The organism is Roseofilum sp. KMC-1 (assembly GCF_057802075.1).
On record NZ_CM173605.1, the window covers coordinates 2,104,741 to 2,131,306 of the forward strand.

The window sequence follows — 26,566 nt, forward strand, 5'->3', positions numbered from 1 at the left end:
AGCTAGCCAAAAAATCATCTCAACGAGTCACAACTGTAATGATGCAAGAACAAACCTTTAAACTTGATGAATTGACCATTCGATTTCTTGAACGTTGTCAAGAGTATGGATTTCAAGACCCCAGCGAAGTCGTTAGGACTGCCTTGGCCAAGTTGCAACTCGCTTTAAATGACAATAACCTAGAAGAATCAGCGACTCTATATGCTGACCTTTACCAAGGCAATCGAGAATTACAAGAACTAACCGATGCAGGTTTAGAAGAATAGCCACAGGAATAAAGATAACACGGGGGATAATTATTGATGTTAATCTCGACCCAACTAAGGGTTCAGAAACCGGAAAAATTAGACCTTGCGTTGTAGTGACAAACAACACTTATAACCTTCGCGTTCCTGTTATCCAAGTTGTGCCGATTACCGCTTGGAATGACAAAAAAGCTAAAATCAAAACCAATGTTGAGATTTCGCCATCCCCAGCTAATGGATTAATTAAAACATCAATAGCAGATTGTTTGCAAACGCGGCCAATTGATTATCGCTCTCGTTTGGCGAGCATTCGCATTTAGGGGTGTTTTGGAAAGAGCGATCGCTATTTTTCCCTCATCAGCTCAATTACTTCTTGTAAAACTTGAGGAATTGCAGGTTTTTCAGCCATGATTACATTATCTGGTAAATGCTTGTGATGAGGAAAATTAGGTAGATTGGGGAAGTGAGGCGTGCTATCATAACGAAAAATCAGTTCATTTTGTTCATCTTGAAAGTGATAACGGTAATCAAGAAATTCTAATTGATTTTCTACAACTATGATTGCTTCATTTATTTCTAGTAAGTGTGTTTGATTAAAGCGTAATCGAATTCTCAGATTAGCGCGTGTTGGTGTCAGAATTTCTTCTTCGTACCGTTCAACATACAGCGCTTTGCGCTGTTATGAGGGACAGTAACAACAATGAGTAAACCAGTTTTTTAACGGTTCAGGATCGATCAACTTAAGAGCTACGGATAGAAGAGCATCAATCATAGCACGGGTAGTAGGAGCAAAAGCGAAGACAAAAGACTTCAGTTGTGACCACCACATTTCAATGGGATTAAAATCTGGAGAATAAGGAGATAAATAGATGACACTAGCACCCACTGCTTCAATTTTAGAGACAATTGAGGCGAGTTTATGAACCGGTAAATTATCCATCACGACCACTGCGCCTGGCCATAATTTGGGTAGGAGACAATCATCAATAAACACCAAGTTCTCTGGCTCTATTTCTTTAATTTTTTCCCAATATTCTACTCTTAGTTTTTGTACTTTTTCGGTTGCTGCTTGACTGCTATGCCTCGTTTTTTTTTTACGAGATAACCCTAATCTCTGTAAACAGCGACACATGGCTGTAGGACTTACCCAATTACCGGTCGCTTCGGCAAAGAATTCACAAAGTTCCCCTAGAGTGGCATCTATATGTTTTTCTACTAAGGCTTTCACTTGCTCTTGAGCTTCAACACTTGTCAGATGACTAAACTGGGGCTTGCCTCGGCGTTTTGGCTCTACATTTCCTTCTGTTTTTTGTTGTTTGACCAACTTGTGAACTAAATTTTTACTCACTGAAAATCTCGCGGCCACTTGTCTAATTGAGTAGTTTTCTACTAGATGCGCTTTCACAATTTTTTCTCGTAAGTCTACACTATATGCTTTCATCATCTACTCCATAACCTCTATTTCTTCACTGTACACTATTACAGCGCGAAGCGCTGTATTTAGGAATGAGAGATTTTAGATCGCGATCGCCAAACCACCGACTATACCTCATTCTCTGGCCAATAGTCGCTATCCAAAGTTTCGGCGATCGCAAAGGGGCACAGTTCTGGAAACTCATCCCTGTTCATTCCCGTTTCTAGAGCTGCCATCGTTCGCGCTTCTGTATAGCAGAAGTCAAAAACTTGCTCAAAATATCCGCATAAACTGGGGCTATCCTTAAACGCTTTCTTGAGTCGTTGGCGATGTTCATAAATGGTGTAGCGCCAGCTATTCGTCTGTTTTTCTGGTTGATATTGATACTTGAGTAGGTGCATCAGTAGAATTTCCAAGTTACTCTCGATCGCCCATTTCTCGCTTTTCCCCATATCTTCAATTTCTTCTGCAAGATGATCGAGATCGATGCGATCGAGTTGGCGATCGCGCAACAACTGTGATGTCGTTTCCAACCACAGGTAATAGTCGCCATCGTAGAGATCCGAGAGAAGAGAGCGATCGCGCCAGTAATGCGGAGCATTATCGGTTAAGGCTTCCATAGCACTTGTGCTGTTGCATTTTCGGCTACTCTAGCACAGGTTGAGGCTGGCGATCGCAACAAAGCCCTGTATTGAGTTCTGTTGTTCGCTCCCCCCCATTCCCCTATCCCCATTTCTGCCAAAATTCGTAATTCTTATCATTTCCCCCTCTTTTCCCCACACCTTCCACAGCCTTTCCACAAGTTACCCTAGTCTTTTCCACAACTTCTCTAGAATTTTACACAACCTTAACCTGACAAAACTGCCCTGTAGCCCCATCCCTAGGTCTGGCTTGGGGATTTCCCCACTGGCCCTTTAATCTCGATTCCCTATCCCAAAAAAATAAAGTTATGTAACGAAAATTGGACTGAAAGTATTGGTTTTTCGTTGACGTAACAAAAAATGATCGTTTTTTTTTACGTTTCGCAACATTGACAAGACCACCTATTGGTAGCACACAATAGAGCCACAAGGCATCTTGCCGATATCCACTCAACCCAACCCTAGAGGCCTGCATATGCATACTACAACCGTGAGTATTCTGGCAGAAATACCTGAAGATCTCCACGAATCCATCCAATGCTATTTAGAAAATCATCCGGACTGGGATCAAGAGCGGGTATTTTCTGCGGCCTTGTCCCTATTTTTGCTGCAAAATGGAAACGATCAGACTTCCCAGAGCCATCAATCTAGCTATCGGAAGGCAGCGCGGGTCTATCTTGATGCTCTGTTTAATATATCCGCTTTGCCCTAAAGGTCTGTATATGAAGATGTCTTCAACTCATCGGAAGTCTGGTCTAAAAAATCGTAGGGAGGAATGGGATCGCTCAGGTTTAAATCCCAATCTGGACAGAGTTCTTGCCAGTCGCATAGCTGTTTTTCTAACAGCGATCGCCCCTTCTTGTCTCCTAACCAAAACAGTTGTCGCTTATCCTCTTGGGATTCAGGAATAATCGCTTCTGGATGCAGTGCCAGCAGTTGCTCTGTCAGTGTTTCCCATTGCAACTCTTGCTGCTGCTGATACTCTTGCTGCTGCTGATATCGTTGTTTCTTGGCCAGAAAATAGGCTTTTCCCTTTTGTTCCTTATCTAGGGGAGGAAGTTCTAAGGGTTTGGGAAATGCTTTTAAGATATATTCTCCTTTCCCATCTAGGCTATCGAGGGTTTTTAAATACCGGTCTTGATGGGTGGTCAGATGGTCTTCTAGGGCGCGGCGATCGCCAAAACAATGGTAAAATTTCAGAGGTAAAATCGTAGTTTTGGCAAATAAGTTACAGACCACCACCCCATAATGAATATAAGCTTGCTCTAGAAGTCCATCATCTTGAACCAGTGCCTCCATTTTAGTCAGCGAGAGCCGTGGCTCAGTAATCGCCGCTAATTGCCCAGTCGCAACCACCTCTAAATCGCCCACCAACCCAGGAGGCAGTTCTAAAGCCGTAGGGGGTATTTTAATTAAAGCGTAAGTATACATGATCTTCCATAACCCATCCCCGCGATCCTACCTTAGCTAGGAACCCTCTCTTTCACCCAGCCATCATAATTTTTAATTTTTAATTTTTAATTTTTAATTGAATCAACACTTGGCCCGGAAAGAAGGACAGGTTACCGTATAACAAAGCCAAGTCCTTACCCCACAACATCATTAACTTTATGCCTAAATTAGTTGAACGGATTAATCTTATCGCCCATGCTCAGTTAGAAAAGTCTCTCGGTTATACGGGCGATCGCCGTTGGGTTGCCTGGCACTGGGATAGTGATATTGGGCAACTGATGTATGCCGATGGCGATGATGTCGGCGCTGGCTATGCGATCGCCTGGCAAGTCTTTCTCCAACATACCGAAGTCCACCCCATCATTGAACCCTACCACCTGGAACAAGAAGAAAATTGGCTCCTACTTGACCGCACTTCCCGCCAATTTTATGTCGGCCAAGGTCATGCCATTCAAAGCCTGCTAGATAACCCAGAAAGCTTACACCTGCTCGCTCAACTTGATGGCAATACCAACCCCATTCAAGATACCGCAGAAACCCTAAAACAAACCCTCAATCAATGGGGTCAATCTGACGCAGCACGCTTACTGAAAACTGTTCTCCCCGTCGGTGTGGGTATGGTGTTAGTTGCCGGCCTTGGGTTCGCCGCTTGGACATGGCTCAAACCCAGACTACAAGCTCAACTGAGCCAAACCGTTACCCCTACCGCCTTTAGTCCCGGTTATAGCTGCGGTGTGGGAGGTACAGGGGATTTTTCCGGATATGTGGCCGCTGGAGTTCAAGATCGCGAATTACACTTGATTAGTATTTATGAAGCCCGTTGGGATCACAGTGGTGCTTATCATCCCACTGGACAGGTGGATATTCGGGTGGAAAGACGCGATCGGCCCATCACCCTCGCCCTCTCTGCCTACGAACCCGTACAATGGAACCTTAGCACCGCTCCCGGTGTAAAAATTGAGAAAATCATTATTAATGGCTATTACGACCAAAGCGTTGTCGGTGCAGAAGGCATTCCTGTAGAAGAATATAGTTATTACCAAACTGGGAATATGTTAGGCATGACTCACTTCAATTGGGGTGAAGCGTCTGCCACTGCCAATAGTCAATCCTTAGTCGCTCAATTACAAAACCAGACGCAAATTCCCCTCACTTCTTTTCAAGGCTGTTATCGCGGAACCCGCTTTGAACTCAAATAAGGCTTCGCGCAGCAATGAGGTAATGGGTAATCGGTAATGGGTAATTGAAAAATTTTTCTATCCCCCATTCCCCCATTCCCCCATCTCCCTAAGCCGATTTCCTCAACTGAGTGGCTTGCAGGCGATGCATATGGTTAAATAAATCCCAACAATACTGTTCCGGTAATCCACAAGTAATGGCCCCACGCATTACCACATTAAAATACCAATCATTGGGGGCTAATTCTTCTGGTAACTTATCTACCACCACATAAGTACGCACATTTTTATAAAGCTTCCCTTGACAGTACACTGCTACTGTTTCATGGCGATAGCCATTGCGGGGAATTTCTTCCCGAATATCCAGCAATTCACTTAAGCGCCAAGGCAACCGATAAAGTACCCCTTCTACCGATCTTTGTACATCGGGAACCACATCTAAAGCACCACAATTGCGTTTGATGGAGCGGCGATAAAATCCTAGCCGATATCCGGGCAAAGTCGCTTGACCAACCACATAAGGATAGGCGGGTTCTCCTAGGGTACGCTGAAGATCCACAGGACACATGCACGACCCATAGGCAAAGTAATCAAAATACTCGGATTCTGAATGTTGAGAGGGTAGGGAACTAACTAAATGGAGTTTATCACCGGTTGAAAATCTAAAATGTTCGCCTTGAACAGTCATAGTAGTTTACAGTTTATATAACCTAAATGTTGCTAGGAAGTATAACAAAAGAGGAAACCGAAAGCAATACTATAAAGTATCTTTAATGACCAATTAAAATTAGGAAATCATTAATTTTTCTAAGGCAAATTGCAAATCTTGAGTTAAGCTCGAAACCGCTTGACGGCGGCTTTGTTGGTAATCTGCCCATCGGTCATTTACCCATAAGGGTTCTCCTACTGTGAGAGTTGTTTCTAACCGTCCTAGATTGGGGCGAGCATCCACTTTTCCGGTTTTAATCCAGACGATCACTTTCCACAAAATTAATAGGGTTTCGGCAAAGCGTTCAGCAGTCGGTTTTTCCCGCACATATTTCCCGGTTACTGCACAAACTCGCTCTACTATTCGCATATGACCCATGCGTAAACTAGCTTCTTCTGCGACCCAATTACCTAATCCAGATTCTACGGGGGATAAACTTTCAATATCAGAGCGATAAATCCGTTCCCAACCCGCTTGTTCTAAGCGCCGACACCGTTCAATAAAAGTTCCTTTAGGCTTCATTTTGAAGTAATTTTCAGATACTTGAAGGGCATTTTCTAAGAGGCGATTAAGACGCTGTGATAAGTTCTGATTGCGGTCTCCCAAGTCTGGTAATTCTTCAAAATCAACATCATAAAATTGGCGGTAAAAGGATTCTATTAAGGACAGTAAGCTTTCACCAATTTTCAGCAGTCGAGGATAACGAGATTGAACCCTATCATCTGGGGAATTGCTGGTAAAAGGGGGTAAGCCTAAATCTTGTTCGAGTTCATTTAAGAGCCGATCGAGTTGTTCCCATGGGGGTTGGGGGAAAGAGTAGCGAATACCGATGGGAAGAATAGCTACTTTTTCAGGACGGTTGGCTTTTTGTAAGTCTTCTACACACCAAAATCCTAATTGAGCGACTCCGGGTTCTAAGGGACTCATGAGTTCGCTATGGTCATTGACTCCTCCTTCTGGTGCTAAGGTGAGAGGAAAACGACCATCCAGAAGTAAAGAGCGGGCGCATTTTAAGCCCTCTCGGTCGAGTTTTCCGCGCTGGATGGATGTCCCGCCGAGTTGGGAAAATATGCTACTGACGAATTTTCCGGCCCAAATGGCAATGCCGCGATCGTACATAAAATGGGTATGAACTGGGTATTTTAGGGGAATTTTATGCTGTTTGGCGGTTTGGGGTACGGCGCTCCAAAGTAAATGAGCCATGGAAAAGGGATCGTAGGTGCTGGGATGGCGAAAGGCAAGGATGAGGCGAATTTGCTGTTGCTGAAATTGATGATAGAGCTGGGCGAGGGTGAGGGTGTTGTGGGTGTAAATTGGGCTGATTTTACACTGGGTGCGTAACCAAAAGGGTAGAATCAGTTGTACTGCTTTGAGGGCGAGGGGATTGAACTGGGGGGGGATGTGTTCGAGGGGGGGTTGGATGCGATCGATAATGGATTCAGACATGGTGCGGCAATAGGTTAGACTTAGGGTTTCTTAAATTAACTCATTACTTCTAGCCATGGAGCGCCCTATTGCTATATAGGGTAGCCAGATTGAAGATATTAAAGCTATAGTTGACGATGATTTGACTGACTTCTGTAACATAACCCTTTCTCCAAGGTGTTGGGTATCAGCAGTAACTGAGGTCTATAGTGAGGCTCTGGCCCTAACTGATACACGGAAATATGAAGAACATCAGGAATTAGTGCTAATGCTAATGTAGGCTAACCTTGAGCATGAGTCAATTTGGCTCATTCATGGCTCTTGATCCGCCAAAACCTTTATACTAACCTTATTCTATTCCTTGTGGTAAACTAACTTAAACTTAAAATTCTCTTGCTTTTATGTCTTACTCAGAACGTCTTCTAGAAAAAGGAAATACCCTCACTCGTGTTGCCCATAAATCTAGATTCCAAGCTGTTATTAATGCCCTGGGAAATCAAAATTATCCCTGTGCCCTAGACTATGGATGTGGGGATGGATGGTTGCTGCGATCGGCCTATGAACAAGGTTTCATTCAATCGGGTTTTGGCATTGATATTTCTCCGGATATGCTCACTGCATCTGAAGCAACCTTAAAGGATATCCCCGGATTTAAACTGGGTCTTCCCTCAGAAACCCATACCCTAATTTCTCCCCAAAGTCTAGATCTGGTATTTTGTACCGAAACCTTAGAGCATGTCCCCGATCCTGCCCTGATTATCGATACCATTTTACCTCTTTGTAAACCCAATGCTAAAATCGTAATTTCCGTTCCCATTGAAGTTGGCCCCTCCCTATTTGTGAAACAAACTGGACGCTATCTGGCTAATCTTAAAGGCGGATATGGTTATGAGCGCTACACCCCACAAGAACTGTTTTCTGCGGCTATTCTTTGGGATTGCAAAAGCTTTCCCTCCTCCCATGCCCAACAATCCTCCTATCGCGCCCACAAAGGTTTTGATTATCGCGATTTAGAAAAAGTTCTAACTCAAAAAATAAACCTTGAGAAAAAGATTTTTTCTCCCTTTCCTGTTTTCGGGAACTTATTTAATAGCACGGTTCTTTGGATCTGTAAAAATAAAGATTAGAAGCTTAGAGGTGAATCTAAAATTAATCAGATCAAAATACATCTAAATTTATGAACTTTTTCCATTTATTTAAAAAAGGCTCTCCCTATCGGATTCCTCTAGGTATTTTAGCTTTTTTTCTGATCGCTGAAGCGTTTTTAAGGTTAGGCTTAGGTTTAGGAAAGCCAGCTCTTGTACAAGCTGATAGCGAAACAGGATACCGCTTTCAACCCAATCAGCAGGTATGGCGTTTTGGCAAAACGATGGTTTATAATCAATATTCTCAACGCTCCAATCCCATCACTCCTGAAACACCCCCAGGAACCTTAAGAATTCTAATGGTGGGTGATTCAGTTTTAAATGGAGGAAATCCAACCGATCAAGGAGATATTATTTCTGAACAGCTCAAAGAAACCCTAGAAAAATCAGGATATCCCCTAGAAGTTCTTAATGCGTCATCGGGATCTTGGGGACTGGGAAATCAATGGGGATATTTACAAAAATTTGGTCTGTTTGATAGTGATTTGGTGATTTTGCAAATTGGAGTTCACGATCTATTGCAACCCACAAGTACCAGTGATTCTGTCGGTTCAATTTATTTCCCGGATCGTCCCCCTGTATTGGCTATTTCAGAAGCTTGGAGTCGCTATGCTTGGCCGAGAATCCAGGGTTATCTTCCCTTAAATACACCCAATTCAGAAATTCCTAAACCACAACTTCAACCCCAAGCACAGTTTGCTGCAAATATGAATACTTTTCAGGAGATAATTCAGTTTATTCGCGCCCAAAATATTCCTGTAATGGTGCTATTTACACCCAATCACTTCGATCTCATTCCGACTCCTCAAACTCCGCCGTATTATCCAGAGTTTTTGGCGTTGTTAGAGTCAGAAAATATCCCAGTTATTGATGTTTACCAAGCTTGGTCTACTTTAAGTCCATCGGTGATTGATGGTTTTTTTCGAGATAGCGTACACCTCAATGAACAAGGTAACCAGGCTGTCGCGACTCTCGTCTGCCAACATCTGCAACTCGGCGATCGGTTGCCATCCTGTGTTAAATAAATTATCCTAAATCGAGCGCTTTTAACTGGAATTGGGAAAAGACAGTGTGAAGTCTATCGTAGCCCACACAAAACTAGCCAAGCAAAGAGATTTAAACCTTATCCTTGTTGAGGAGGACTCTAAATTGTATCGCTCTTTTAGTCAGAATCTAAGCGTAATCAATACGAGCCAAAATGGTAAAAAGGCATCCTATTCAACAAGGTTGTCCATATTAACCCAGTATTATCCTCCTGATTATGCAGCTACAGGTCAACTGATTGAAGAACTCGCCAATCAGCTCGGTCGTCAGGGGATGAAAGTTCATATTTTTACTGGACAGCCAGGATATGCCTTTGGCCAAGAGGACGCACCCACATTAGAAGAAAACGATCATTTATCTGTGCGGCGATCGCGCACTACCCGAATCCTATCACAACGCATTCGAGGCAAAGCGATCAATGGTCTCATTTTCAGTTTACGTGCTGGACTCCACTTACTGAAAACTGCCAGTCGTGGAGATGTCTTATTAGTCACAACAGCCCCCCCTTTCTTACCCCTATTAGGGTATTTAGCCAACCTCTGTTTTGGGGTTCCCTATGTTTGCCTCATTTACGATCTCTATCCGGATGTCGCTGTAGAACTCAAAGTTATTTCCAGAAGCCATAAATTAGTAGAACTTTGGAATCAAGTCAATCGCTTAATTTGGCGCAGAGCTAAATCACTGATTGTTCTCAGTTCAAGCATGAAAAACCGAGTGCTTGCCCAATGTCCAGAAATTGGCGATCGCGTCTCTGTCATTCATAGTTGGGCAGATCCCAACCATATTGTCCCCATTCCTAAATCAGAAAACTGGTTTGCCCATCAACATAACCTAGTCGAAAAATTCTGTGTTCTCTACTCAGGCAACATGGGGCGTTGCCATGATATGGACACCATCCTAGGTGCAGCCGAACACCTCAAAAATGAACCCATCCAATTTGTCTTTATTGGTAATGGAGCCAAATATCAAGCCTGTCAAGAACAAGCGAGAATATTAGGACTCAATCACATCACCTTCTTGCCCTATCAAGACAAAGAATGCTTACCCTACTCCCTCACTGCCTGTGACCTGTCCTTAGTCAGCATTAGTCCAGGTATGGAAGGTTTAGTTGCTCCGAGTAAACTCTATGGCATTCTAGCGGCTGGTCGCCCAGTGGCCGCCATTTGTGAGTCCCATTCCTATCTCCGTCAAATGTTATCAGAAGTCAATTTTGGCAAAGCCTTTGATAATGGGGATTCTGAAGGATTAGCTCAGTTTATTCGAGAACTTGCGACTAATCGAGAAAAAAGCGAGCTAATGGGTCGCCAAGGTCGTCGTTATCTAGAAACCCACTTTACCCCAGAACACATTGCCCAACAATATGGAGAAGTCTTAACCGTCGATCCCCAATGGAAAATGAAACTCAATATGGGAAGGCTAGTGAAATTCAAAGAGTTTTAGGTTTCTCTCTACAGTCGAACCTTCCCTAACATCAACCAACAAATGTATTGAGGGTTGATGTTTTGCTTATCAAAATTACCTTTCAACCCCTTAGTCTTCATTGGGGGTATAGTTGCGGTAATAGTAATCTACACCGGAAGCAAAACCTTTGACTCCATTAGCAATAATGCCCAGAACCGATACATAGGACATTTTCAGATTATCTAAGACTTGATTGAGTTCAGAGCGTCCCGTTTTACCTAGAGCAACCACGAGCAGAATTCCATCTGAACGCTTGGCAAGCAAGCTACCATCCGCTAATCCCAAACTTGGAGGAGTATCGTAAATCACCAGATCGTATTCCATTTGGAATTGTTCGATCAGATGCTGCATTTTGCGAGAGGATAATAGCTTGATGGGGTCGGGGGGCACTTGACCAGAAGTAAGAATATACAAATGATCTTCAACGGCATGAATGACTTCACGGGGGTCAATTTCACTGGTGATAATGTTGCTTAATCCCCGTAAATTGGGTAGCCCCAACCGACTATGGAGAATGGGATGGCGTAAGTCGGCATCAATGAGCAGCACCCGTTGACCCATGGCGGCAGCCGATCGCGCTAAATTAACCGATACAGTCGATTTTCCTTCCATGGGCAAACAAGAGCTAATCACCAAGGAACGAATGGGCGTATCAGAACTGAGAAAGCGAATATTGGTGTACAGAGAGCGGAAAGACTCTAGGAAGGGAGAGGAATTATAGTAACTTCCCTTCGCTCCTAAGCTCAGATTAAGAGGACGTTTGGGGGCTTGTTCTGGAGTGGGTTCATGATCCGAACCGGCTGCCACTTTCGCCCTAACCGTTTCTGGGGCACTGATGGGTTTCAAGCCCCGCTTAAAGGGAATAATCCCCAATAGGGGTAAACCCGTTAGATCTTTGAGGTCGTTGGTGGAGTGGAAAGCGTTATCGAGTTGTTCGGCAAGCAGGGCAGCCCCTAATCCCATTAAGGTTCCGGCAAAGAGACCTAAGACCAGATTACGGGGGATATTGGGAGAAATGGGCGCTCCAGGTTGGAAGGGTTGAGAAAGGACTTCCCAAGATACAGATTTTTGCGCCGCTTCGAGTTGTAGAGTTTGGCGAGTTTCTAGCAGTCGGGATAGGCTTTGGGTGGCTACTTCTAGTTTCAGTTGAATATCCGTATATTCTCTGGCTAAACCAGGAATAATGGAAAATTCTTCTTTCAGGCGAGTGTCAACTTGGGCTAAGGCAGATAGACGCACTTGTAGGACTTGGATCTGATTGGTTGTGTCTACGAGTTGTTTACTCAAGTCTACGGAAATGGGAGCAAGCTGGCCGCCATTGCTAGGGATGACTTTATCGCCAACAACCCGTTGAGCTTCTCTGTTAATTAGGGGTAAGAGATTTTGCCGTTGTTCTAGGAGAACTCTAATGTTGGGGCTATCGGGTTGAAACCGAACAGATTCTTCGGCTATCTTGGTTTCTATTTCTAGGAGTTGATTGAGCAGTTGTTGATATCGAGTGGATTCACTCAACGCAGCTCCCGCTAGGGCTTGCTCTGGAGAAGTTCCTAATTGTCTTTGCAGGACAACATAGAGGGACTGTAGTTCAGCGAGTTTAGCTTGTGCTTCTTTTTGTTGCTTGTTAATCTCCGTGAGCAAGCGAGTAATATCGTTGCCTCTAAATTCGGGATCGATGACGCTATTTTGTTCTCGAAAGGCTTCTAGTTCGGCTTGGTATGAGTTGACTTGCTCGCGGATGACGGGAAGTTGTTCTTCTACAAATTGCACAACTCGTTGAATGCTCAGTTGCCGCAGTTGAACACCATACAAGGAATAGCCCCTGAGTAAGGTGTCTAAAACGTCTTTAATTTTTTGAGGATCGTCTCCTTTGAAGGAGATATTTAAGATCTTGGTGTATCGTTCTTGGTCACCTAGGGCCTGTTGAATGGTCAAATTTCCTACTAATTCCCCATAAGTCATGTCGGGATAGATTTGTTGGAGTTCTCGCACTAGGGGTTCTAGGAGGGTGGGCGATCGCAATACTTCAATTTGAGTGGCGTAGTCAAAGCTTGGCCCCAAACCTAATCGTAGTAATTCCTTTGAGCCATCATCTTCTGAAATGGGTTCAACCAACATCCGGAAATCCGCTTGATAAACGGGGGTGCGCGTCAGCGTCCAGCCCCAGATCGCTCCGGTTACGGCGATCGCCACTCCGACCAACGGTAGCCAGCGTCTGCGAGCGATCGTCAATAACTGCTTGGGGTCAAATTCCTCCGTCTCCGATGCATTGGGAAGAACCGGAATAGGAACCGGATAGGGCTTATAACTATTTTGGCCATTACCATTATGGCCATTGGCGTTAGCGTTATGTCCGTTTTGATTCGATTTAGGGGGAGTACCAGCTTGCATGGATTCAGAACCTCTCAATTGACAGCAGTGTAACAATAAAACTGATGGCTGAGGAGCATAATTTTATCAATTTTAATTAATCAATTAAAGCTAGTCATTAGAAACCATCGAATAAACCATCAAATAAACGATACACCGCTCTGGGAATCGAGAAGATTCCGCCTACAGTGCTTATGACCCTAAACACTGGACTTACGGCATTGCCCAATTCAGCTACACGGGACGGAGACACAATAATTGTATCGTTATTACGCAAAGCCGGATTATTTTCTTCATCCAGCGCTCGACTAAAATCAATAGAGACTTGTCGCTTGGTGACTGTCCCATTCGGATTCAGGCGCACTAATTCCACAGAACGTTCTTTAGCATCATTGTTAAATCCTCCTGCTGCTAATAAGGCCTGGGCTAAGGGGGTATTAGGTGGCACTTCCACTCTACCGGGTCTGATCACTTCTCCAATAATGTTGATATTAATGACTTCCGGCGAAAAGCTGGTTGAAGCGAGTTCTGTAGCTTCATCTGGACTCAGTTCTGTGGCCTGGCCGATGACGATGGTATCCCCTTCTTGTAGGGGCAAATCTTGGCGCAAGTCCCCTTCTTGGAGCAGTTTCCACAAATCAATATCAATGATTTGCTCTTGTCCAGATTTGGTTAACCGGCGCACTTGAATATTACGAATATCGGCTTGTTCGGTGATGCCACCGGCTGATTGAATGGCGGCTGTGACCGTTACATCATTCTGTTCTGAGTCATTATTGATCGTGTAGGGGCCGGGGCGTTTGACTTCACCAACAACGGCTATTTTTAAGGGGCCTGAGTCTGCACCAGCAAAACTAGCGTTGGCTAAAATACTACTTTCTTGTAAGTCCACATCAGTAGCAGTGGGGATAAAAATACTATCGCCATCTCTTAAGAGGATGTCTTGACTGAGATCGGCTGTTTGTAATAATTTCCACAAATCTACCGTAATGATTTGATCGCTGCTCTGTTGACTGGGACGGGTGCGCCGCACTTGAATTCGCCGAATATCTGCGGCTTGGGTAATTCCTCCCGCTAAATCAATGACACGGGTAACGGTGGGTAAGGCCACTTCTTCATTGCCGCTTAAGGACATGGAGTATACGCCAGGACTATAGACTTCTCCGGCAATTCCCACTTTTACAGGGCGTACCCCAATTAAGCTAAGGGTGACGATGGGGTTACGCAAATAGCGAGACATGACCGTAGCGATTTTGTCTGAGGCTTGGGGGAAGGTTAAGCCCTGAACTTGAACGGCTCCCACCAGGGGTAAATTGAGAGATCCATCGGATAAAACCAAAAATTCGCCGCTATATTCGGGGACATTAAAGATATCGACTTTTAGCCGATCGCCAGCTCCCAAGGTATAGCCTTCATCCACGGGTAAGGGAGAAGATACGGGAGCGGTTAGGTTTTGAGCCAAGACTAGGGAGGGGAAACTACTGCAAGTCAGAATACTCGCTAAGGCGATCGCCCCCACAGAGCGTATCCATTTTCCCCTTATCGTTTTTCTTCGCTTTAGGTTTAAGGGGCTTAACTGCTTCTTTTTCTGGGCGATCGCCTCTGCCATCATCAACTTAGTCATATATGCTTTTTATAAGATTCAACCGTATACTATGGGGATATAGTTTAACACTCAACCCGCCAAGGGTGTTGACGACTACTACATCACCTTCATGGGCTGAAATTCCGGAGGTTTTTGTCCTCCCCTTGATTATACTAACGATCTAAACTTATCAATTATCGTGATTTCATTCTGGAAAAAATTAACTCAACCCTCCCCAAGACAACGTTCAACCGGTAAAGATCGATTTTGTTGTCATTGGGTTTTACCGGGAAAGTTGGCGATCGGGCCTTTGCCCACCGATAAAAAGCATTATACCCGTTTGCAAGAAGAACAAATTCAAGCCATTCTCTCCCTCTGTCCAGAAACTGAAGGATCGATCCTGCCCGAATTTAGGGATCGATTCCATTGTCTCTACTATCCTTTACCCGATAGTCACTATCAAGAGCCAATGACACCGGAAGACTTAGGCGAAGCCGTTAAGCTAGTTCAGCAAACCTTAGAGCAAGGAGAATCTTTGTATATCCATTGCTTTGCCGCTATAGAGCGATCGCCCACCGTCTGTCTTGCCTATCTCTGTCGTCACCAAGGTCTTGAACTCTGGGAGAGCTTAAGATTCCTCAAAGAAGTCCATCACCGAAGCGCTCCCACAGAGACTGAACTTCAGGTGATTCAAGCCTATCTCAAGTCCGAAAGTCAGTCTTAACTCAAGTCAATTACACAACACAATCTTCCGGAGTTTCCACATAATCAAACAACACCTTGTTCATATAGTTATCTGCCCATTCCCGACCAAATGCCTTTTCTAACACCCGGCGAGTCTTATCATTTTGCTGTTGCTGGGTACAATAATGGCGTTGACCCGCCAAAATCGTCTTCTGTTCTCCCTCTGAAACCGGTTCGGCGGCGGCGGCTTGGGCGCAATGAATCTTCATAAATTCCTCCACCCGTTGCACAAACTGAAGCTCTTCCGCTTCATTTTCCGGGCGAATAAACAAACAAAACTCAGAAAAAATATCCGCCCAAGGGGGGAGTTGGCGATGTTGGGCAAACTCTGGTTTGGGCAAAGATTGCAGCGCCCTATAATAAGAATCGGGTAAAGTCCGGTTCAGGCTAACGGGAGACAAATCGGCGATCGCCGCGCTAATCTGGCCCTTACCCCCCACGAGATCGCACCCAAACATGGGCAAATTATAATTCGGTCGTGGAAACATCACACAATGGAGAATATCCAAACCCTGGCCCAACTTCGCCAACTCCAAATGAATTTTGCGAAACTGGGGCGTTTGATAGCACTGATTTTCAATCGTTAGCTTCTCCCCTTCCAGTCGTCCCTCCACATAGCCCAACTCTCCGGGCAAATCATAGGGTTCGAGATCCAAAAGAGAGTGCCAAACCTGCTCTAGAGTATCGGCCAAGCGCCGAATCAGGGGATGTTGTTGCTCTCTCAATACCACTTTTGACATAACCAGACCTTCACCCATTCAAGACATCAGCAAGGGACTTCCAAAGGATGCTAACCTTTAAGCATATCAGTATACCAGGTTGCTTGATTGGCCAAAACCCATAACCTAGGATTGGCAACAGTAACTTTCAACTCTAGCACTTAGGAAACCCCTATGTTTGGTCTCGGATTACCAGAAATTGGCATTATTGCTGTGGTGGCCCTACTCATTTTTGGGCCTAAAAAAATCCCCGAAATGGGTAGAGCCATGGGCAAAACCATTCGCGGATTCAAAGAAGAAATGAATAACGAGCCAGAGCCAGAGGTTGACCCTCTTTCAGAAGCCAACCCCTCCGACTCGTCAAAATTTTAATTCTTAGACGGCAGACGGCTCTCAATTAAGCGAAGCGTCCGCGAGACTGTTTCGGGCAAAATCACCACCAAGCTCTCCTTGGGAGCCGAATCTAAAGCCGTATTAATGGCATCCGTTTCATTGAGAATAATCTCATACTTGCACTGGCGATCGCTCTTTTCAATCCCCTTAGCAATCAAATCTGCCGCATCTGAGCGAGGCCGGCCCCGCGTATCATCATCCTCTTTGATAATCACGCGGTCAAACATCTCTGCTGACAGCTCGCCGAGGAGAATAAAATCCTCATCCCTGCGGTCTCCAGGGCCACCCACTACCCCAATACGCTCTCCCGGCCAATTTTTGACAAATTCCCCTAACGCCTTATAACTATGGGCATTATGGGCATAATCGATCAAAGCACTATAATCCCCAATCTCGAACAAATTCATCCGTCCTGGGGTTTGGCTCGATGAAGCCTGAAACGTACTTAAAGCCGCCCGAATCTGATCCAGGCTTACCCCATGAACAAACGCAGCCAAACTCGCCGCTAACGCATTAGCAATCATAAATGGAGCCATTCCCTTCAGAGTCATCGGAATCTCCACCGCCTTACTAATCCTCATTTTCCATTCTCCTTTGAGGATCAGTAAGTCGCCATTCTCATAAATTGCCGCTATACCGCCTTTGGAGGTATGCCGTTTCACCACTTGGTTATCCGCTTCCATGGAAAAATAGGCTACATTACACTTTAAGCGTTCTGCCATAGCCGAAACCAGGGGATCGTCCGCATTCAGAACCGCATAGCCATCCGGTTTAACCGTTTCCACTACCACAGCTTTGACCTGGGCCATTTGTTCAATCGTATTAATATCTCCCAATCCCAAATGATCGGCAGCCACATTTAATACTACACCCACATCCGAGCGATCGAAGGCCAGCCCGCTCCGCAAGATTCCCCCGCGAGCCGTTTCTAACACTGCTATTTCTACCGTCGGGTCTTTAAGAATTAATTCTGCACTTTGTGGCCCCGTATTATCACCAGATTCCACCAGATAATTCCCGATATACGTGCCATCGGTGGTTGTATATCCCACCACTTTCCCCGTTTGCTTCATGATATGAGCAGTAAGCCGGGTAGTCGTGGTTTTACCATTAGTTCCCGTCAGCGCAAAAATCGGCACACGGGATGGCGTGCCAGGGGGAAAGAGCATATCCATCACTGGTGCAGCAATATTCCGGGCCAGTCCATGACTAGGAGCTGCGTGCATTCTGAATCCAGGAGCCGCATTAACTTCTACAATCACCCCATCCGTTTCTCGCAGGGGGCGGCCAATATCTGAGGTAACAATATCAATTCCCGCAATATCCAAACCAATCGTTTTGACAACCCGTTCGGCTAACCAAATATTTTCGGGATGAATTTCATCCGTGCGGTCAATAGCAATTCCCCCTGTGCTAAGGTTAGCGGTTGCCCGCAGCATACATCTTTCCCCTTTTTTGGGCACACTATCGAGGGTATAGCCTTGTCGGTCTAGCAAGTTCATGCTATTGCGATCGATTTCAATCCGAGTCAGTATATTATCATGGCCTTGTCCTCGGTTGGGGTCTCGATTGGTTTCTTCAATTAATTCCGCAATAGTTGATTTTCCATCTCCGACCACATGGGCTGGCACTCGTTCAGCCACCGCAACCAGTTTACCATTAACCACAAGAACCCGATGGTCATTGCCTTCATAATACCGTTCTACAATCACCCGACGGGTTTTAGAGGCAGCGCTGGCATCATCGTAGGCTAATTCTGCTTCTTCGTAGGATTTAATATTAATGGTAATTCCTCTGCCATGGTTGCCATCGAGGGGTTTAACCACCAAGGGATAGCCCCCGACTTCATCAATGGCATCTTCGAGTTCATCCAGGTATTCAATCACCGTTCCTCTAGGAACCGGAATACCCGCATCTCGGAGAATTTTTTTGGTTCCTTCTTTGTCACAAGCCAGCTCTACCCCTAAAATGCCCGTGAGATTACTCAGGGTAGCTTGAATGCGCTTTTGGTATACCCCATAGCCCAATTGGATCATAAATCGGGCGCTCAGTTTCATCCAAGGAATATTACGGGTTTCAGCTTCTTTAACCAAGACATCCGTTGATGGACCAAGGGCGGCATCTGCCCAAAGTTCTCGTAAGTCTTGTAAATCTTGTTCTAATTCTGAGAGGGGATAACTACCGGTTTCGACAATGCTTTGGCACAGTCGGACTGCTGCTCTTCCTGCATATCGACCGGCTTTTTCATCCAGATAGGCAAAGACGACTTGATAGATTCCGGAATCGGCGGTTTCACGGGTACGACCAAAGCCAACACTCATGCCGGCCAGGGTTTGTAGTTCTAGGGCCACATGCTCGACAATATGGCCCATGTATGTGCCTTCTTGAACTCGTTGTAGGAATCCGCCCCGATATCCTGGGGCGCAGTAGTGTTCGACTAAACTGGGTAAGGCTTGTGTAAGTCCTTCATAGAAACCGGGAATGGTATTTGAGGGTCTTTCGGCGAGGTCTTCTAGGTCTAGGCGTAGGATCACCAATTGGGTTCGGCGAATACTCCAGTAATTGGGGCCACGTAGAGTTAGGGTTCTGAGGATTTTCATGGGGCAGATGGATCGCGCGGTAGGGAAACTGCTATGACAGATAGGTTGATACAGGTTGTTGGTTAAGGTTTTTGACATCCTGATTCCACCCTCTGGTAAGCATGAAGGGGAAAGTGGATAGGAAACTGTTCATTTTGGACAGTTTTCCGGTCAAGGTTAACCGGTGTCGATCGAATTTAGCTAGACGTTGGCAGGCTTCCGGGTTGGCCGGGATCGACAATAATTTCTCTTGAGTGCATATTGTAGCGTCCTCCATGGCAAAGGATATGAACTTTGAGGTTACAGACACTGAGGGGATCGGTTGCGCCAACGGTGTGTTCGTTGTTGAAGAGGAGATTGCCGGGATCGACGATGGTGACGGTTCCTTTGCCGATGACGGATAAGAGTCCATCCCCTTCGACAATGACGCAGGTATCTTCATCTATACCGATGCCGATGCGGTCTGAGTAGGCGGATATGGCGCTGATTAGGCGAGCCATCCGATTGCGGTTATGGAAGTGTTGATCGACGAGCAGTTGGGGAACGATCGCCAGTCCCGTGGTTACATCAACGAGGGATCGATTGGGGGATTCACCACTGCCGCCGCCAGCAATCATATATTCTCCCATAACTGCGGCCCCGGCGCTGGTTCCGGCTAGGGTAATTTCACCGGCTAAAGCTCTTTGGCGCACGGTTTCCATGACGGGGGTATCGGCGAGCAGTCCACATAAACGCAGTTGATCTCCTCCAGTCATGAAGACTCCGGTACAGTCTTGGAGGAAGGTCTGCCATTGGGAAGAGCTGGCCGTTTCCCGGTCTCGAATGTCAAAGACCATGATATCTTTGGCTCCCATGTCTCCAAAAATGGTGCGGTAGCGATCGCCCACCAGTAGGGGTTCGCGAGAGGCAGAGGGGATAATCGCTAGTTTGGCTTCTTGTCCCCCAGAGCGGTTAAAAAAGGTTTGCAGAATTTCTCGGCCATGAATTTTGTCTTCTGCACCGCCAATGATCATAATTGAGGTTTTCGTCGATCGAGGAGCCTGTGGCGATTGGGGTTGGGATTGAAACTTTAACATGGAACTGACTTTACACATCATGGTGACTTATGGGGTTAGAAGAGAGGGTTGAAAAAACAATTCTCTTCTGAAACGGTCAACAAGGGACTAGCAAATGGGTTGAGGAGTTCAACCCTTTAGACCTTCAACCTCTGGGATTTCGGGTATCTTCTATGCTATAGCTTAATGGCCAATACACAATCTAATCACGGGGAAATCTGCTCTCTGTGATGCTAGTTCAGTTGAATAGGAGTCACTCTTGCGATTCGATCTCATTACACTGTTTCCTGATTTTTTCACGTCCCCCCTGAGTTCAGGATTGTTGGGCAAGGCCCTTGCCAAAAACATTGCTCAGGTTTATTTGACCAATCCCCGCGATTTTACCACTGATAAGCACCATAAGGTAGATGATGAACCTTATGGGGGTGGGGTGGGGATGGTGATTAAGCCGGAACCGATTTTTGCGGCGGTGGAGTCTTTGCCGGTGCTGGATCGCCGGGAGGTGCTGTTGATGACTCCCCAGGGAGCGCCGATGGAACAGGGATTATTCAAACTCTGGGCTAGGGAGTATGAGCAGTTGGTGATGATTTGCGGCCATTATGAGGGGGTGGATGAGCGGGTATTAAGTCTGGTGACTTGTGAGGTGTCTTTGGGGGATTTTGTGCTGACGGGGGGTGAAATTCCGGCGCTGGCGCTGCTCAATGGGGTGATGCGGCTGTTACCGGGGACGGTGGGAAAGGAGGAGTCTTTGAAGGCGGAGAGTTTTGAGGCGGGGTTGTTGGATTATCCCCACTATACGCGACCGGCTGAGTTTCGGGGCCAGAGGGTTCCGGATGTGTTGCTTTCTGGGGATCATGGCCAAATTGCCCAATGGCGCTATGAGCAGCAGGTGGAGCGGACGAAAGAGCGGCGGCCGGATTTGTATGAGGTGTGGTTGGAGCAAGGAAAAACTCAAAAACTATAGGTCATCCCAGGTTGAAGACATCTTCGTAGATTTGTGCCATGGTGAGGGTTAGTCCCACTGATTCTAAGGTTAATTCACTTTCTGCTTCTAAAATTTGTACTGTCCAATTGCCAGGAGTGTCTTGGCGATAGACTTCAACTTGCATTTTATCTTGGGAGACGAGAATGTATTCTTGGAGGCTTTCTAGTTTTTGATAGTTGGTGAGTTTTTCTCGTCGGTCAAGGCTTTCTGTGCCTTGGGAAAGAATTTCAACGATCAAGTTGGGCTGAGTTTTGAAGTACCGATGGTTGTCTTTCCGGTTGCAGGTTACGAGCAAGTCGGGATAGTAAAAAATATGGTCTTGAATTTGAACTTTCATGTCGGACATAAATACCCGACAGTCAGTTCCTCGCAGATGGGGACGCAATAGGGCAAGAAGATTTCCCGCAATGAGATTGTGTTCTTCACTTGCACCTGCCATAGCAAAGATGTGCCCGCCCAGGTATTCATGGCGAACGGGGCTATCTGCTTCGCCATGCAGATACTCTTCAATGGTGAGTAGAGGTAGTGGCGATCGCATCTTCTGGTTATCTTGGGTATGATTCTATTCCTCTACTGTAGCGTTTCCAGAGTTGAGAGAGCATTTTCTCTAAGGCAGGATAGTTGATTTTGGCGTTGTGACGGGCATCTACGGGGATTTTGGGCACAATTTTCATTTGGTCGATTTTAGCGAATTCTAGGGCTGTTTTGAGACGGGAGAATTGGCTTTCATCTGGGGGGTGTAGGGGATTGAGTTCTAAAATCAGCCAGCGTTGATGGTGGTGGCTGATGAGGGCGGCGCGTTTGATCGTGGGGTATTGATGGGCGATCGCCTCTACACTTAAAGGATAAAGTATCCCTTTCTCATCCTCAATCTTGGCGCGGGTACGCCCCAACAGCCATAAATTGCCGTCGCTGTCGAGATAACCCCCATCTCCGGTACGATGCCAAGGGGTATCGCCAACGCGAAATTTGGTTTCTAAGTCCCCCTCTCCGTTGATATAACCGGGTAAAACATGATCGCCACTGACCACAATTTCCCCAGGAGTTAGGGGCGGTAAGGTATAGTCAGCAAAGGCTTGGGGACTTAATGGCGCAATGGGTTTTCCCCAGGAGTCGGGGATAATTTTTAGGCTAATTTCGGGGATAGGATGACCGGCAAAGAGTCCACCGAGGGAGGATGGGGGAGAGGGTTGGGGATGGAGACTGTGAGCGATGGGTTCGGCTTCCGTGGAGCCATATATGGGGATGATTTGGGCGTGGGTGGCGCATTTTTGCAGGCGATCGCACAATTGAGGAAAAACAGGAGCGCCACCCGTAAAAATACGCTGGAAACTCTCCAACCTCATCTGATGCTGTTCGCAGTAGCTTGCCAAACGCTCTAGAAATGCCGGAGAAGCAACCGTACTACTGGGTCGATGGGCTTCAATTTGCCGCAAAATGGGAACAGGATGAACAAATCCTGGTTTTCTCAAGTCCCCCGCAGGAATCAGGCTCGTGACTCCAGAGGCGAGATTTGCCAAAATAAAGATGGGTAGTGTGGTTAAATCGATCGCCCCTGGTTGATGTTCCAGATGACGCGCTAACACCTCATGCTGTTTGAGCAGAAAGCCATGGCTACGCAAAGCCGCTTTCGGTTTCCCCGTGCTACCACTGGTAAACGTCAGCAGAGCAGCCGTTTCAGCCGTTGCTGGATAGAGCGTTGGGGCAGGGGAATAGGTGCGGAAACGATACCAATTTTTCAACCCTGGAAGAAAAGGATTAGGAACTAACTTTAAGGGAATTTGCCGCAGTGCGGGAGATTTGAACAGCAGCAAACTCGCTTTTGGAGTTGCCAACAATGCTTGAGGGGGCGCGATATGGCAACATTGTTCTAGATGAGTTTGGCCCGCACTCGGATCGACAAACATGGCGATTATACCCAATTTGAACACTGCAAGCAGAGCAATGTAGAGATCGATAGACATGGGCAAGAATACCAGGATGCGCTCTCCTGGCTTTAACCCTAAATCTTGTAAATAAGCCGCCGCACAACTCGACGCTCGATCTAATTGGGCAAAGGAAATCGACTGTTTCTGAGTAATAATAGCAGGGCGATCGCCAGACTGACGACATGGTTCTTGAAGGCGACGGGCAATATTCAAAACTCCCCCTCCTGCAACCAGTGGGGAGGGTTAACCAGGAGCTGTGCAGCGCGATCATGATCCAAGGGTTTAGCAAAAAAATAGCCTTGAGCCATTTCACAACCTAGAGCTTGTAATTGCTTAACTTGATCTATGGTTTCCACCCCTTCCGCCGTCACATCCATACCCAATTGATGCGCTAAGGTAATAATCGCTTCCACAATTTTCAGATTATCCTCATTTTGGTCTAAATCCTGAATAAACGAGCGGTCAATTTTCAGGGTATCCACTTTCAATCGCTGAAGATAACTCAGAGAAGAATAACCCGTGCCAAAGTCATCTAAACAGACTCGGATTTGCCGCTCTCGAAATTGTTCGATCAACACCTTCGATTGATCGTTTTCCATAATCACGCTTTCCGTGATTTCCAGCTTAATTAAGTTACCATCAATTTCTACTGCTTGCAAGACTCTATCGAGTTGGGCAATCAAATCAGCCTGTAAAAACTGTTTCGTTGAAAGGTTAATGCTAATGGCGATGGGAAAATAGCTTAAATATCGCTCTTGCCAAATTCGCAATTGCTGACAGGCTTCTTTTAAGATCCAACGACCAATGGGTACAATTAATCCCGTTTCTTCCGCCGCCGGAATAAATTCATTAGGTGGCATAAATCCTCGCTCTGGATGTTGCCAGCGTACTAGAGCTTCAAAACCAGATATTTTACCCGTTTTTAAAGAAATTATGGGTTGATATTGCAGATAAAATTCATGGTGTTTCAAAGCTTGCCTTAAATCCATTTCTAGCCGCAGCAAAGATACCGCATTGGCGTGCATAGCGGAGTCAAAAATCTGATAACTTCCTTGCCTTAAGGCTTTAGCCCGATACATCGCTGTTTCTGCATCTCGGAGAATCTCTTGAGGCGGGCGGGCTTCTCCTTCATAGAACGTGATACCGGTACTAATATTTAAGTATACGATATGTTCCTCCACCTGAAAGGGAGAAATAAATTCTTGATGGATTTGTTCCGCAATTTCTGTGACTTCTTCCAAGTTCCGAATTTCTTCAAGCAAGATGGCAAACTCATCACCGCCTAAATGGGCTAAGGTATCGATCAGACGGGTTAATGTTTCCAGACGGCGAGCCATAGCAATAATTAATTGATCGCCAATCGCATGACCTAAAGAGTCATTGATGACTTTGAAGCGATCGCCATCAATAAATAAGACTGAAAATAAATAATCGGGCTGGTGTTTTTGCCGACTTACAGCATCTTCTAGTCGCTCTAAAAATAATGTCCGATTAGGTAATCCCGTTAAATTGCTATAATAAGCTTGGTGATGAAGCTTTTTCTGCACTTTATGGCGTTCAATAATTTCTTTTTTCAGTTCTTGATTGGCTTGCTCTAGTCGTGCCGTCCTCTCTTGCACTCGTTGTTCTAGTTCCAGGTTCAGTTTTTCAACTTCTTTTTGCAGGATTTGGCGAGTGGAGACTTCTTTTTGCAAACAAGCTTGTTGTTGTTTGATTTGTTTGGTTAAATTTTGGATTTTGAGCTGAGTTTTTAAGCGAATGAAAGTTTCTGGATCGTTATAACCATTAAAGATGCAATCAAAAACCCCCATAGAAATCAAGTTTTCCAATTGGATAAATTGCCGATTGTCCGAAATTAAAACTACAGGGATTTCACAAGTTTTGATATTTTCCTTTAACTTAAAACAAAGATCGCGATCTTCTGATTCAATCTCGCTCACCTTGAGAATGATCAAATCGGGTTGAGTGGATCGGGCAATCATTAGCGCCATCACCGGATTATGAATATGGCGCAGTGTATATCCTTCTTGACTTAATCGGTGTGCTAAGTCTTCAAATCCTTGGGATTGGCGATCGACAAGTAAGATATTTCCGAGGGGTAAAGAGGATTGCATCCGATCCATTTTTTTATTGTCAGATGGATATAATCTAGACAGTCTCTCCAATTCTAAGACAGGTTGGATTCTCCTGAAGGAATTCTTCTGGAGTTTGTCGCTTCCCGTTACCCTTGCCCAGTGCTAGACTTGCTCAGGGCGATCGCTTACCCAACCGTCAATAATCTTATAGCCCCAATGAGGATGGGCCGCTGCCAGTCGTTGAGCGGCTTCTATTTCAGCGATCGCGCACAGGTCGATCAGCTTTTGATATCCTTCTTGTCTTTCCCTCTCTCGCTGCTCCTGAGCCTGTTTCCGGCGCTGCTCAGGACTGATTTGGGGTCTTCCCGGAAGTAGAGGATCGATTTGGTGTAAAGGTTCCATAATTAGTAATAGGTACTCAGTAACTCCTTACTATTTTCTTACTGCCCACTCCCGACTGCCCACTCCCTGTCAACCATAGTTCTAATTACCCATAACCGGGGAAAGGGCTATAGGCCAAAAGTCATGGATCAAACGTGACCTTTGGCTCTGTTTTCCCACGGGATATCCTCAGTACATTGGGATCATCCAAGGAAATTATCCCATGACGAGGAAAACACTATGCCTTTAAACTCGATCCCTTTCAACGTTTCCCATTCAACAAACCAGCAAGATTTCAGAAATCCCCAGCTTGCTTCAGATGCTGATTTTCCACCAGAAGCAGGGGAAAACCGGCCGCGTCCACTTCCACCAGAAGTACAGGAAGAGATGCAGCAGTTGATGAGCAATCTGCAAGAGATCATAGATAACCCTCCCTCCCAGGAAAGCCTCGATCAACTGCATAGCACAATTGAGACTGCCAGAGCAGATGGTACGATCGCCACAGAAGAAAGAGAAGCCATTGCCCAAGCTACTCTCGGCGTATTTGAGAGTATGGGCTTGACCTCGGAAGAAATTGATACCCTTCGTGCAGAGCTGCAAACGATTGCCGAGAATGCCCCCTTACCTGGCGAACATCAGCCAGATGGCAATGACTTCTTATTGGGCAACATCGCTTCAGATTTGCAGGTTGGCCCACCCATGAATGGACGAGCCGAAGAGGATACACTGATTAGTGGTGGTGGTTTAGGCCCCAATGGTCTGGGAGATCCTCGATTGAGATTTACAGGGGGTGTCGATGATTTCGGGGCGATCGCCAATCCTAACCTTACCGATGATACGATCCCATTGCAGGGAGATGAAAGCGCTTACCGTTCCGGCAATTTACCCCATAACCTGCCCATGCCAGGAATGGATCTCCATCCTCTACAGGGTCAACTTCCTGGGTTGATAGCCCTGCTTGCTGGGATAGAAATGACAGATTTGAGTCAAGGGTTGACTGAATAATTGCAGCGCTTTGCGCGGCAGAAGGGTAATTAGGTC

General features: G+C 45.8%; 24 protein-coding genes and 2 pseudogenes. 11 read left to right on the plus strand and 15 right to left on the minus strand.

Going from position 1 to position 26,566, the window contains the following annotated elements; translation table 11 throughout:
- Window positions 1–38: 38 nt before the first annotated feature.
- Together AC3FZD_RS09730 and AC3FZD_RS09735 are read left to right on the plus strand one after the other, a co-directional pair.
- Entirely contained in the window at window positions 39–266 is a 228-nt protein-coding gene (locus AC3FZD_RS09730; RefSeq protein WP_488739938.1) for a hypothetical protein, read from the plus strand.
- A pseudogene (locus AC3FZD_RS09735) lies at window positions 263–559 on the plus strand (type II toxin-antitoxin system PemK/MazF family toxin); the annotation flags it as partial. The gene AC3FZD_RS09730 and the pseudogene AC3FZD_RS09735, both read left to right, overlap by 4 nt.
- A gap of 29 nt (window positions 560–588) precedes the next feature.
- On the opposite strand, the pseudogene tumE reads toward AC3FZD_RS09735, so the two are convergent.
- From tumE to AC3FZD_RS09750, 3 genes and pseudogenes are all read right to left on the minus strand, one after another.
- Window positions 589–909 (minus strand): annotated as a pseudogene (tumE, locus tag AC3FZD_RS09740) (toxin TumE); the annotation flags it as partial.
- A gap of 15 nt (window positions 910–924) precedes the next feature.
- Entirely contained in the window at window positions 925–1,689 is a 765-nt protein-coding gene (locus AC3FZD_RS09745) for a transposase (protein WP_488739939.1), read from the minus strand.
- Window positions 1,690–1,787: 98 nt separating this feature from the next.
- Entirely contained in the window at window positions 1,788–2,279 is a 492-nt protein-coding gene (locus tag AC3FZD_RS09750) for a DUF29 domain-containing protein (protein WP_488739940.1), read from the minus strand.
- A gap of 496 nt (window positions 2,280–2,775) precedes the next feature.
- Between AC3FZD_RS09750 and AC3FZD_RS09755 the strand changes: the two genes are divergently transcribed.
- Window positions 2,776–3,012, plus strand: coding sequence for a DUF2811 domain-containing protein (locus AC3FZD_RS09755; RefSeq protein ID WP_488739941.1), 237 nt, complete (start codon window positions 2,776–2,778; stop codon window positions 3,010–3,012).
- Here AC3FZD_RS09755 and AC3FZD_RS09760 read toward each other — a convergent pair.
- Complete coding sequence (locus AC3FZD_RS09760; RefSeq protein ID WP_488739942.1) at window positions 3,009–3,731, minus strand: GvpL/GvpF family gas vesicle protein; 723 nt, start codon at window positions 3,729–3,731, stop codon at window positions 3,009–3,011. The genes AC3FZD_RS09755 and AC3FZD_RS09760 overlap by 4 nt on opposite strands.
- Before the next feature lie 179 nt (window positions 3,732–3,910).
- Between AC3FZD_RS09760 and AC3FZD_RS09765 the strand changes: the two genes are divergently transcribed.
- Window positions 3,911–4,951, plus strand: coding sequence for a hypothetical protein (locus AC3FZD_RS09765; RefSeq protein ID WP_488739943.1), 1,041 nt, complete (start codon window positions 3,911–3,913; stop codon window positions 4,949–4,951).
- An 88-nt stretch (window positions 4,952–5,039) separates the two neighbouring features.
- Here AC3FZD_RS09765 and AC3FZD_RS09770 read toward each other — a convergent pair whose 3' ends face one another.
- Both AC3FZD_RS09770 and AC3FZD_RS09775 read right to left on the minus strand, forming a co-directional pair.
- A complete protein-coding gene (locus tag AC3FZD_RS09770) occupies window positions 5,040–5,618 on the minus strand; it encodes a gamma-glutamylcyclotransferase family protein (protein ID WP_488739944.1) in 579 nt (192 codons plus the stop codon).
- A 99-nt stretch (window positions 5,619–5,717) separates the two neighbouring features.
- A complete protein-coding gene (locus AC3FZD_RS09775; RefSeq protein ID WP_488739945.1) occupies window positions 5,718–7,085 on the minus strand; it encodes a 1-acyl-sn-glycerol-3-phosphate acyltransferase in 1,368 nt (455 codons plus the stop codon).
- 380 nt (window positions 7,086–7,465) lie between these two features.
- On the opposite strand from AC3FZD_RS09775, the gene AC3FZD_RS09780 reads away from it, so the two are divergent.
- The 3 genes from AC3FZD_RS09780 to AC3FZD_RS09790 all read left to right on the plus strand — a co-directional run bounded on the left by AC3FZD_RS09780 (window position 7,466) and on the right by AC3FZD_RS09790 (window position 10,693).
- Window positions 7,466–8,191 carry a class I SAM-dependent methyltransferase gene (locus AC3FZD_RS09780; protein ID WP_488739946.1) on the plus strand — a complete coding sequence of 242 codons (726 nt, stop codon included), beginning with the start codon at window positions 7,466–7,468 and terminating at the stop codon, window positions 8,189–8,191.
- Window positions 8,192–8,241: 50 nt separating this feature from the next.
- Complete coding sequence (locus AC3FZD_RS09785; RefSeq protein ID WP_488739947.1) at window positions 8,242–9,234, plus strand: SGNH/GDSL hydrolase family protein; 993 nt, start codon at window positions 8,242–8,244, stop codon at window positions 9,232–9,234.
- 202 nt (window positions 9,235–9,436) lie between these two features.
- Window positions 9,437–10,693 (plus strand): glycosyltransferase family 4 protein, encoded by a 1,257-nt coding sequence (locus AC3FZD_RS09790; protein WP_488739948.1) that lies wholly within the window; start codon window positions 9,437–9,439, stop codon window positions 10,691–10,693.
- Window positions 10,694–10,783: 90 nt separating this feature from the next.
- On the opposite strand, the gene AC3FZD_RS09795 is transcribed toward AC3FZD_RS09790, so the two are convergent.
- Complete coding sequence (locus AC3FZD_RS09795; protein ID WP_488739949.1) at window positions 10,784–13,102, minus strand: GumC family protein; 2,319 nt, start codon at window positions 13,100–13,102, stop codon at window positions 10,784–10,786.
- Window positions 13,103–13,199: 97 nt separating this feature from the next.
- On the minus strand, window positions 13,200–14,705 hold the full coding sequence (locus tag AC3FZD_RS09800) for an SLBB domain-containing protein (RefSeq protein WP_488739950.1): 1,506 nt from the start codon (window positions 14,703–14,705) through the stop codon (window positions 13,200–13,202).
- Window positions 14,706–14,865: 160 nt separating this feature from the next.
- Here AC3FZD_RS09800 and AC3FZD_RS09805 point away from each other — a divergent pair, with 160 nt between their 5' ends.
- The gene (locus AC3FZD_RS09805) at window positions 14,866–15,390 is read left to right on the plus strand and encodes a protein-tyrosine phosphatase family protein (protein WP_488739951.1); all 525 of its coding nucleotides are present in this window, start codon (window positions 14,866–14,868) and stop codon (window positions 15,388–15,390) included.
- 10 nt (window positions 15,391–15,400) lie between these two features.
- Here the strand turns inward: AC3FZD_RS09805 and AC3FZD_RS09810 are convergent, their stop codons facing one another.
- Window positions 15,401–16,150 (minus strand): phycocyanobilin:ferredoxin oxidoreductase, encoded by a 750-nt coding sequence (locus tag AC3FZD_RS09810; RefSeq protein ID WP_488739952.1) that lies wholly within the window; start codon window positions 16,148–16,150, stop codon window positions 15,401–15,403.
- 153 nt (window positions 16,151–16,303) lie between these two features.
- Between AC3FZD_RS09810 and tatA the strand changes: the two genes are divergently transcribed.
- Complete coding sequence (tatA, locus tag AC3FZD_RS09815) at window positions 16,304–16,501, plus strand: twin-arginine translocase TatA/TatE family subunit (protein ID WP_488739953.1); 198 nt, start codon at window positions 16,304–16,306, stop codon at window positions 16,499–16,501.
- On the opposite strand, the gene cphA is transcribed toward tatA, so the two are convergent.
- Window positions 16,498–19,122 (minus strand): cyanophycin synthetase, encoded by a 2,625-nt coding sequence (gene cphA, locus AC3FZD_RS09820; RefSeq protein ID WP_488740310.1) that lies wholly within the window; start codon window positions 19,120–19,122, stop codon window positions 16,498–16,500. The two genes, tatA and cphA, sit on opposite strands and share 4 nt — an antisense overlap.
- 176 nt (window positions 19,123–19,298) lie before the next feature.
- Window positions 19,299–20,195 carry a cyanophycinase gene (locus AC3FZD_RS09825; protein ID WP_488740311.1) on the minus strand — a complete coding sequence of 299 codons (897 nt, stop codon included), beginning with the start codon at window positions 20,193–20,195 and terminating at the stop codon, window positions 19,299–19,301.
- 220 nt (window positions 20,196–20,415) lie between these two features.
- Here AC3FZD_RS09825 and trmD point away from each other — a divergent pair, with 220 nt between their 5' ends.
- Window positions 20,416–21,120, plus strand: coding sequence for a tRNA (guanosine(37)-N1)-methyltransferase TrmD (trmD, locus tag AC3FZD_RS09830; RefSeq protein ID WP_488739954.1), 705 nt, complete (start codon window positions 20,416–20,418; stop codon window positions 21,118–21,120).
- 1 nt (window position 21,121) lies between these two features.
- Here the strand turns inward: trmD and AC3FZD_RS09835 are convergent, their stop codons facing one another.
- From AC3FZD_RS09835 to AC3FZD_RS09850, 4 genes are all read right to left on the minus strand, one after another.
- Window positions 21,122–21,679 (minus strand): Uma2 family endonuclease, encoded by a 558-nt coding sequence (locus AC3FZD_RS09835; protein WP_488739955.1) that lies wholly within the window; start codon window positions 21,677–21,679, stop codon window positions 21,122–21,124.
- Between the two features lie 7 nt (window positions 21,680–21,686).
- Window positions 21,687–23,282, minus strand: coding sequence for an AMP-binding protein (locus AC3FZD_RS09840; RefSeq protein ID WP_488739956.1), 1,596 nt, complete (start codon window positions 23,280–23,282; stop codon window positions 21,687–21,689).
- Window positions 23,279–25,192 (minus strand): two-component system response regulator, encoded by a 1,914-nt coding sequence (locus AC3FZD_RS09845; RefSeq protein WP_488739957.1) that lies wholly within the window; start codon window positions 25,190–25,192, stop codon window positions 23,279–23,281. Before AC3FZD_RS09845 ends, AC3FZD_RS09840 begins: the two co-directional genes overlap by 4 nt.
- A gap of 114 nt (window positions 25,193–25,306) precedes the next feature.
- The gene (locus AC3FZD_RS09850; protein ID WP_488739958.1) at window positions 25,307–25,546 is read right to left on the minus strand and encodes a hypothetical protein; all 240 of its coding nucleotides are present in this window, start codon (window positions 25,544–25,546) and stop codon (window positions 25,307–25,309) included.
- 219 nt (window positions 25,547–25,765) lie between these two features.
- On the opposite strand from AC3FZD_RS09850, the gene AC3FZD_RS09855 reads away from it, so the two are divergent.
- The gene (locus AC3FZD_RS09855) at window positions 25,766–26,530 is read left to right on the plus strand and encodes a tellurite resistance TerB family protein (protein ID WP_488739959.1); all 765 of its coding nucleotides are present in this window, start codon (window positions 25,766–25,768) and stop codon (window positions 26,528–26,530) included.
- Window positions 26,531–26,566 lie beyond the last annotated feature (36 nt).

What these genes read in the sequence shown, in the direction of transcription:
- AC3FZD_RS09785 (WP_488739947.1), top strand. Translation starts at nt 8,242, where the DNA reads ATGAACTTTTTCCATTTATTTAAAAAAGGCTCTCCCTATCGGATTCCT.
- AC3FZD_RS09760 (WP_488739942.1), bottom strand. Translation starts at nt 3,731, where the DNA reads ATGTATACTTACGCTTTAATTAAAATACCCCCTACGGCTTTAGAACTG.
- AC3FZD_RS09850 (WP_488739958.1), bottom strand. Translation starts at nt 25,546, where the DNA reads ATGGAACCTTTACACCAAATCGATCCTCTACTTCCGGGAAGACCCCAA.
- AC3FZD_RS09855 (WP_488739959.1), top strand. Translation starts at nt 25,766, where the DNA reads ATGCCTTTAAACTCGATCCCTTTCAACGTTTCCCATTCAACAAACCAG.
- AC3FZD_RS09835 (WP_488739955.1), bottom strand. Translation starts at nt 21,679, where the DNA reads ATGCGATCGCCACTACCTCTACTCACCATTGAAGAGTATCTGCATGGC.
- AC3FZD_RS09745 (WP_488739939.1), bottom strand. Translation starts at nt 1,689, where the DNA reads ATGATGAAAGCATATAGTGTAGACTTACGAGAAAAAATTGTGAAAGCG.
- AC3FZD_RS09845 (WP_488739957.1), bottom strand. Translation starts at nt 25,192, where the DNA reads ATGGATCGGATGCAATCCTCTTTACCCCTCGGAAATATCTTACTTGTC.
- AC3FZD_RS09730 (WP_488739938.1), top strand. Translation starts at nt 39, where the DNA reads ATGATGCAAGAACAAACCTTTAAACTTGATGAATTGACCATTCGATTT.
- AC3FZD_RS09750 (WP_488739940.1), bottom strand. Translation starts at nt 2,279, where the DNA reads ATGGAAGCCTTAACCGATAATGCTCCGCATTACTGGCGCGATCGCTCT.
- AC3FZD_RS09780 (WP_488739946.1), top strand. Translation starts at nt 7,466, where the DNA reads ATGTCTTACTCAGAACGTCTTCTAGAAAAAGGAAATACCCTCACTCGT.
- AC3FZD_RS09775 (WP_488739945.1), bottom strand. Translation starts at nt 7,085, where the DNA reads ATGTCTGAATCCATTATCGATCGCATCCAACCCCCCCTCGAACACATC.
- AC3FZD_RS09795 (WP_488739949.1), bottom strand. Translation starts at nt 13,102, where the DNA reads ATGCAAGCTGGTACTCCCCCTAAATCGAATCAAAACGGACATAACGCT.
- AC3FZD_RS09755 (WP_488739941.1), top strand. Translation starts at nt 2,776, where the DNA reads ATGCATACTACAACCGTGAGTATTCTGGCAGAAATACCTGAAGATCTC.
- AC3FZD_RS09800 (WP_488739950.1), bottom strand. Translation starts at nt 14,705, where the DNA reads ATGACTAAGTTGATGATGGCAGAGGCGATCGCCCAGAAAAAGAAGCAG.
- AC3FZD_RS09825 (WP_488740311.1), bottom strand. Translation starts at nt 20,195, where the DNA reads ATGTGTAAAGTCAGTTCCATGTTAAAGTTTCAATCCCAACCCCAATCG.
- cphA (WP_488740310.1), bottom strand. Translation starts at nt 19,122, where the DNA reads ATGAAAATCCTCAGAACCCTAACTCTACGTGGCCCCAATTACTGGAGT.
- AC3FZD_RS09765 (WP_488739943.1), top strand. Translation starts at nt 3,911, where the DNA reads ATGCCTAAATTAGTTGAACGGATTAATCTTATCGCCCATGCTCAGTTA.
- tatA (WP_488739953.1), top strand. Translation starts at nt 16,304, where the DNA reads ATGTTTGGTCTCGGATTACCAGAAATTGGCATTATTGCTGTGGTGGCC.
- AC3FZD_RS09770 (WP_488739944.1), bottom strand. Translation starts at nt 5,618, where the DNA reads ATGACTGTTCAAGGCGAACATTTTAGATTTTCAACCGGTGATAAACTC.
- AC3FZD_RS09810 (WP_488739952.1), bottom strand. Translation starts at nt 16,150, where the DNA reads ATGTCAAAAGTGGTATTGAGAGAGCAACAACATCCCCTGATTCGGCGC.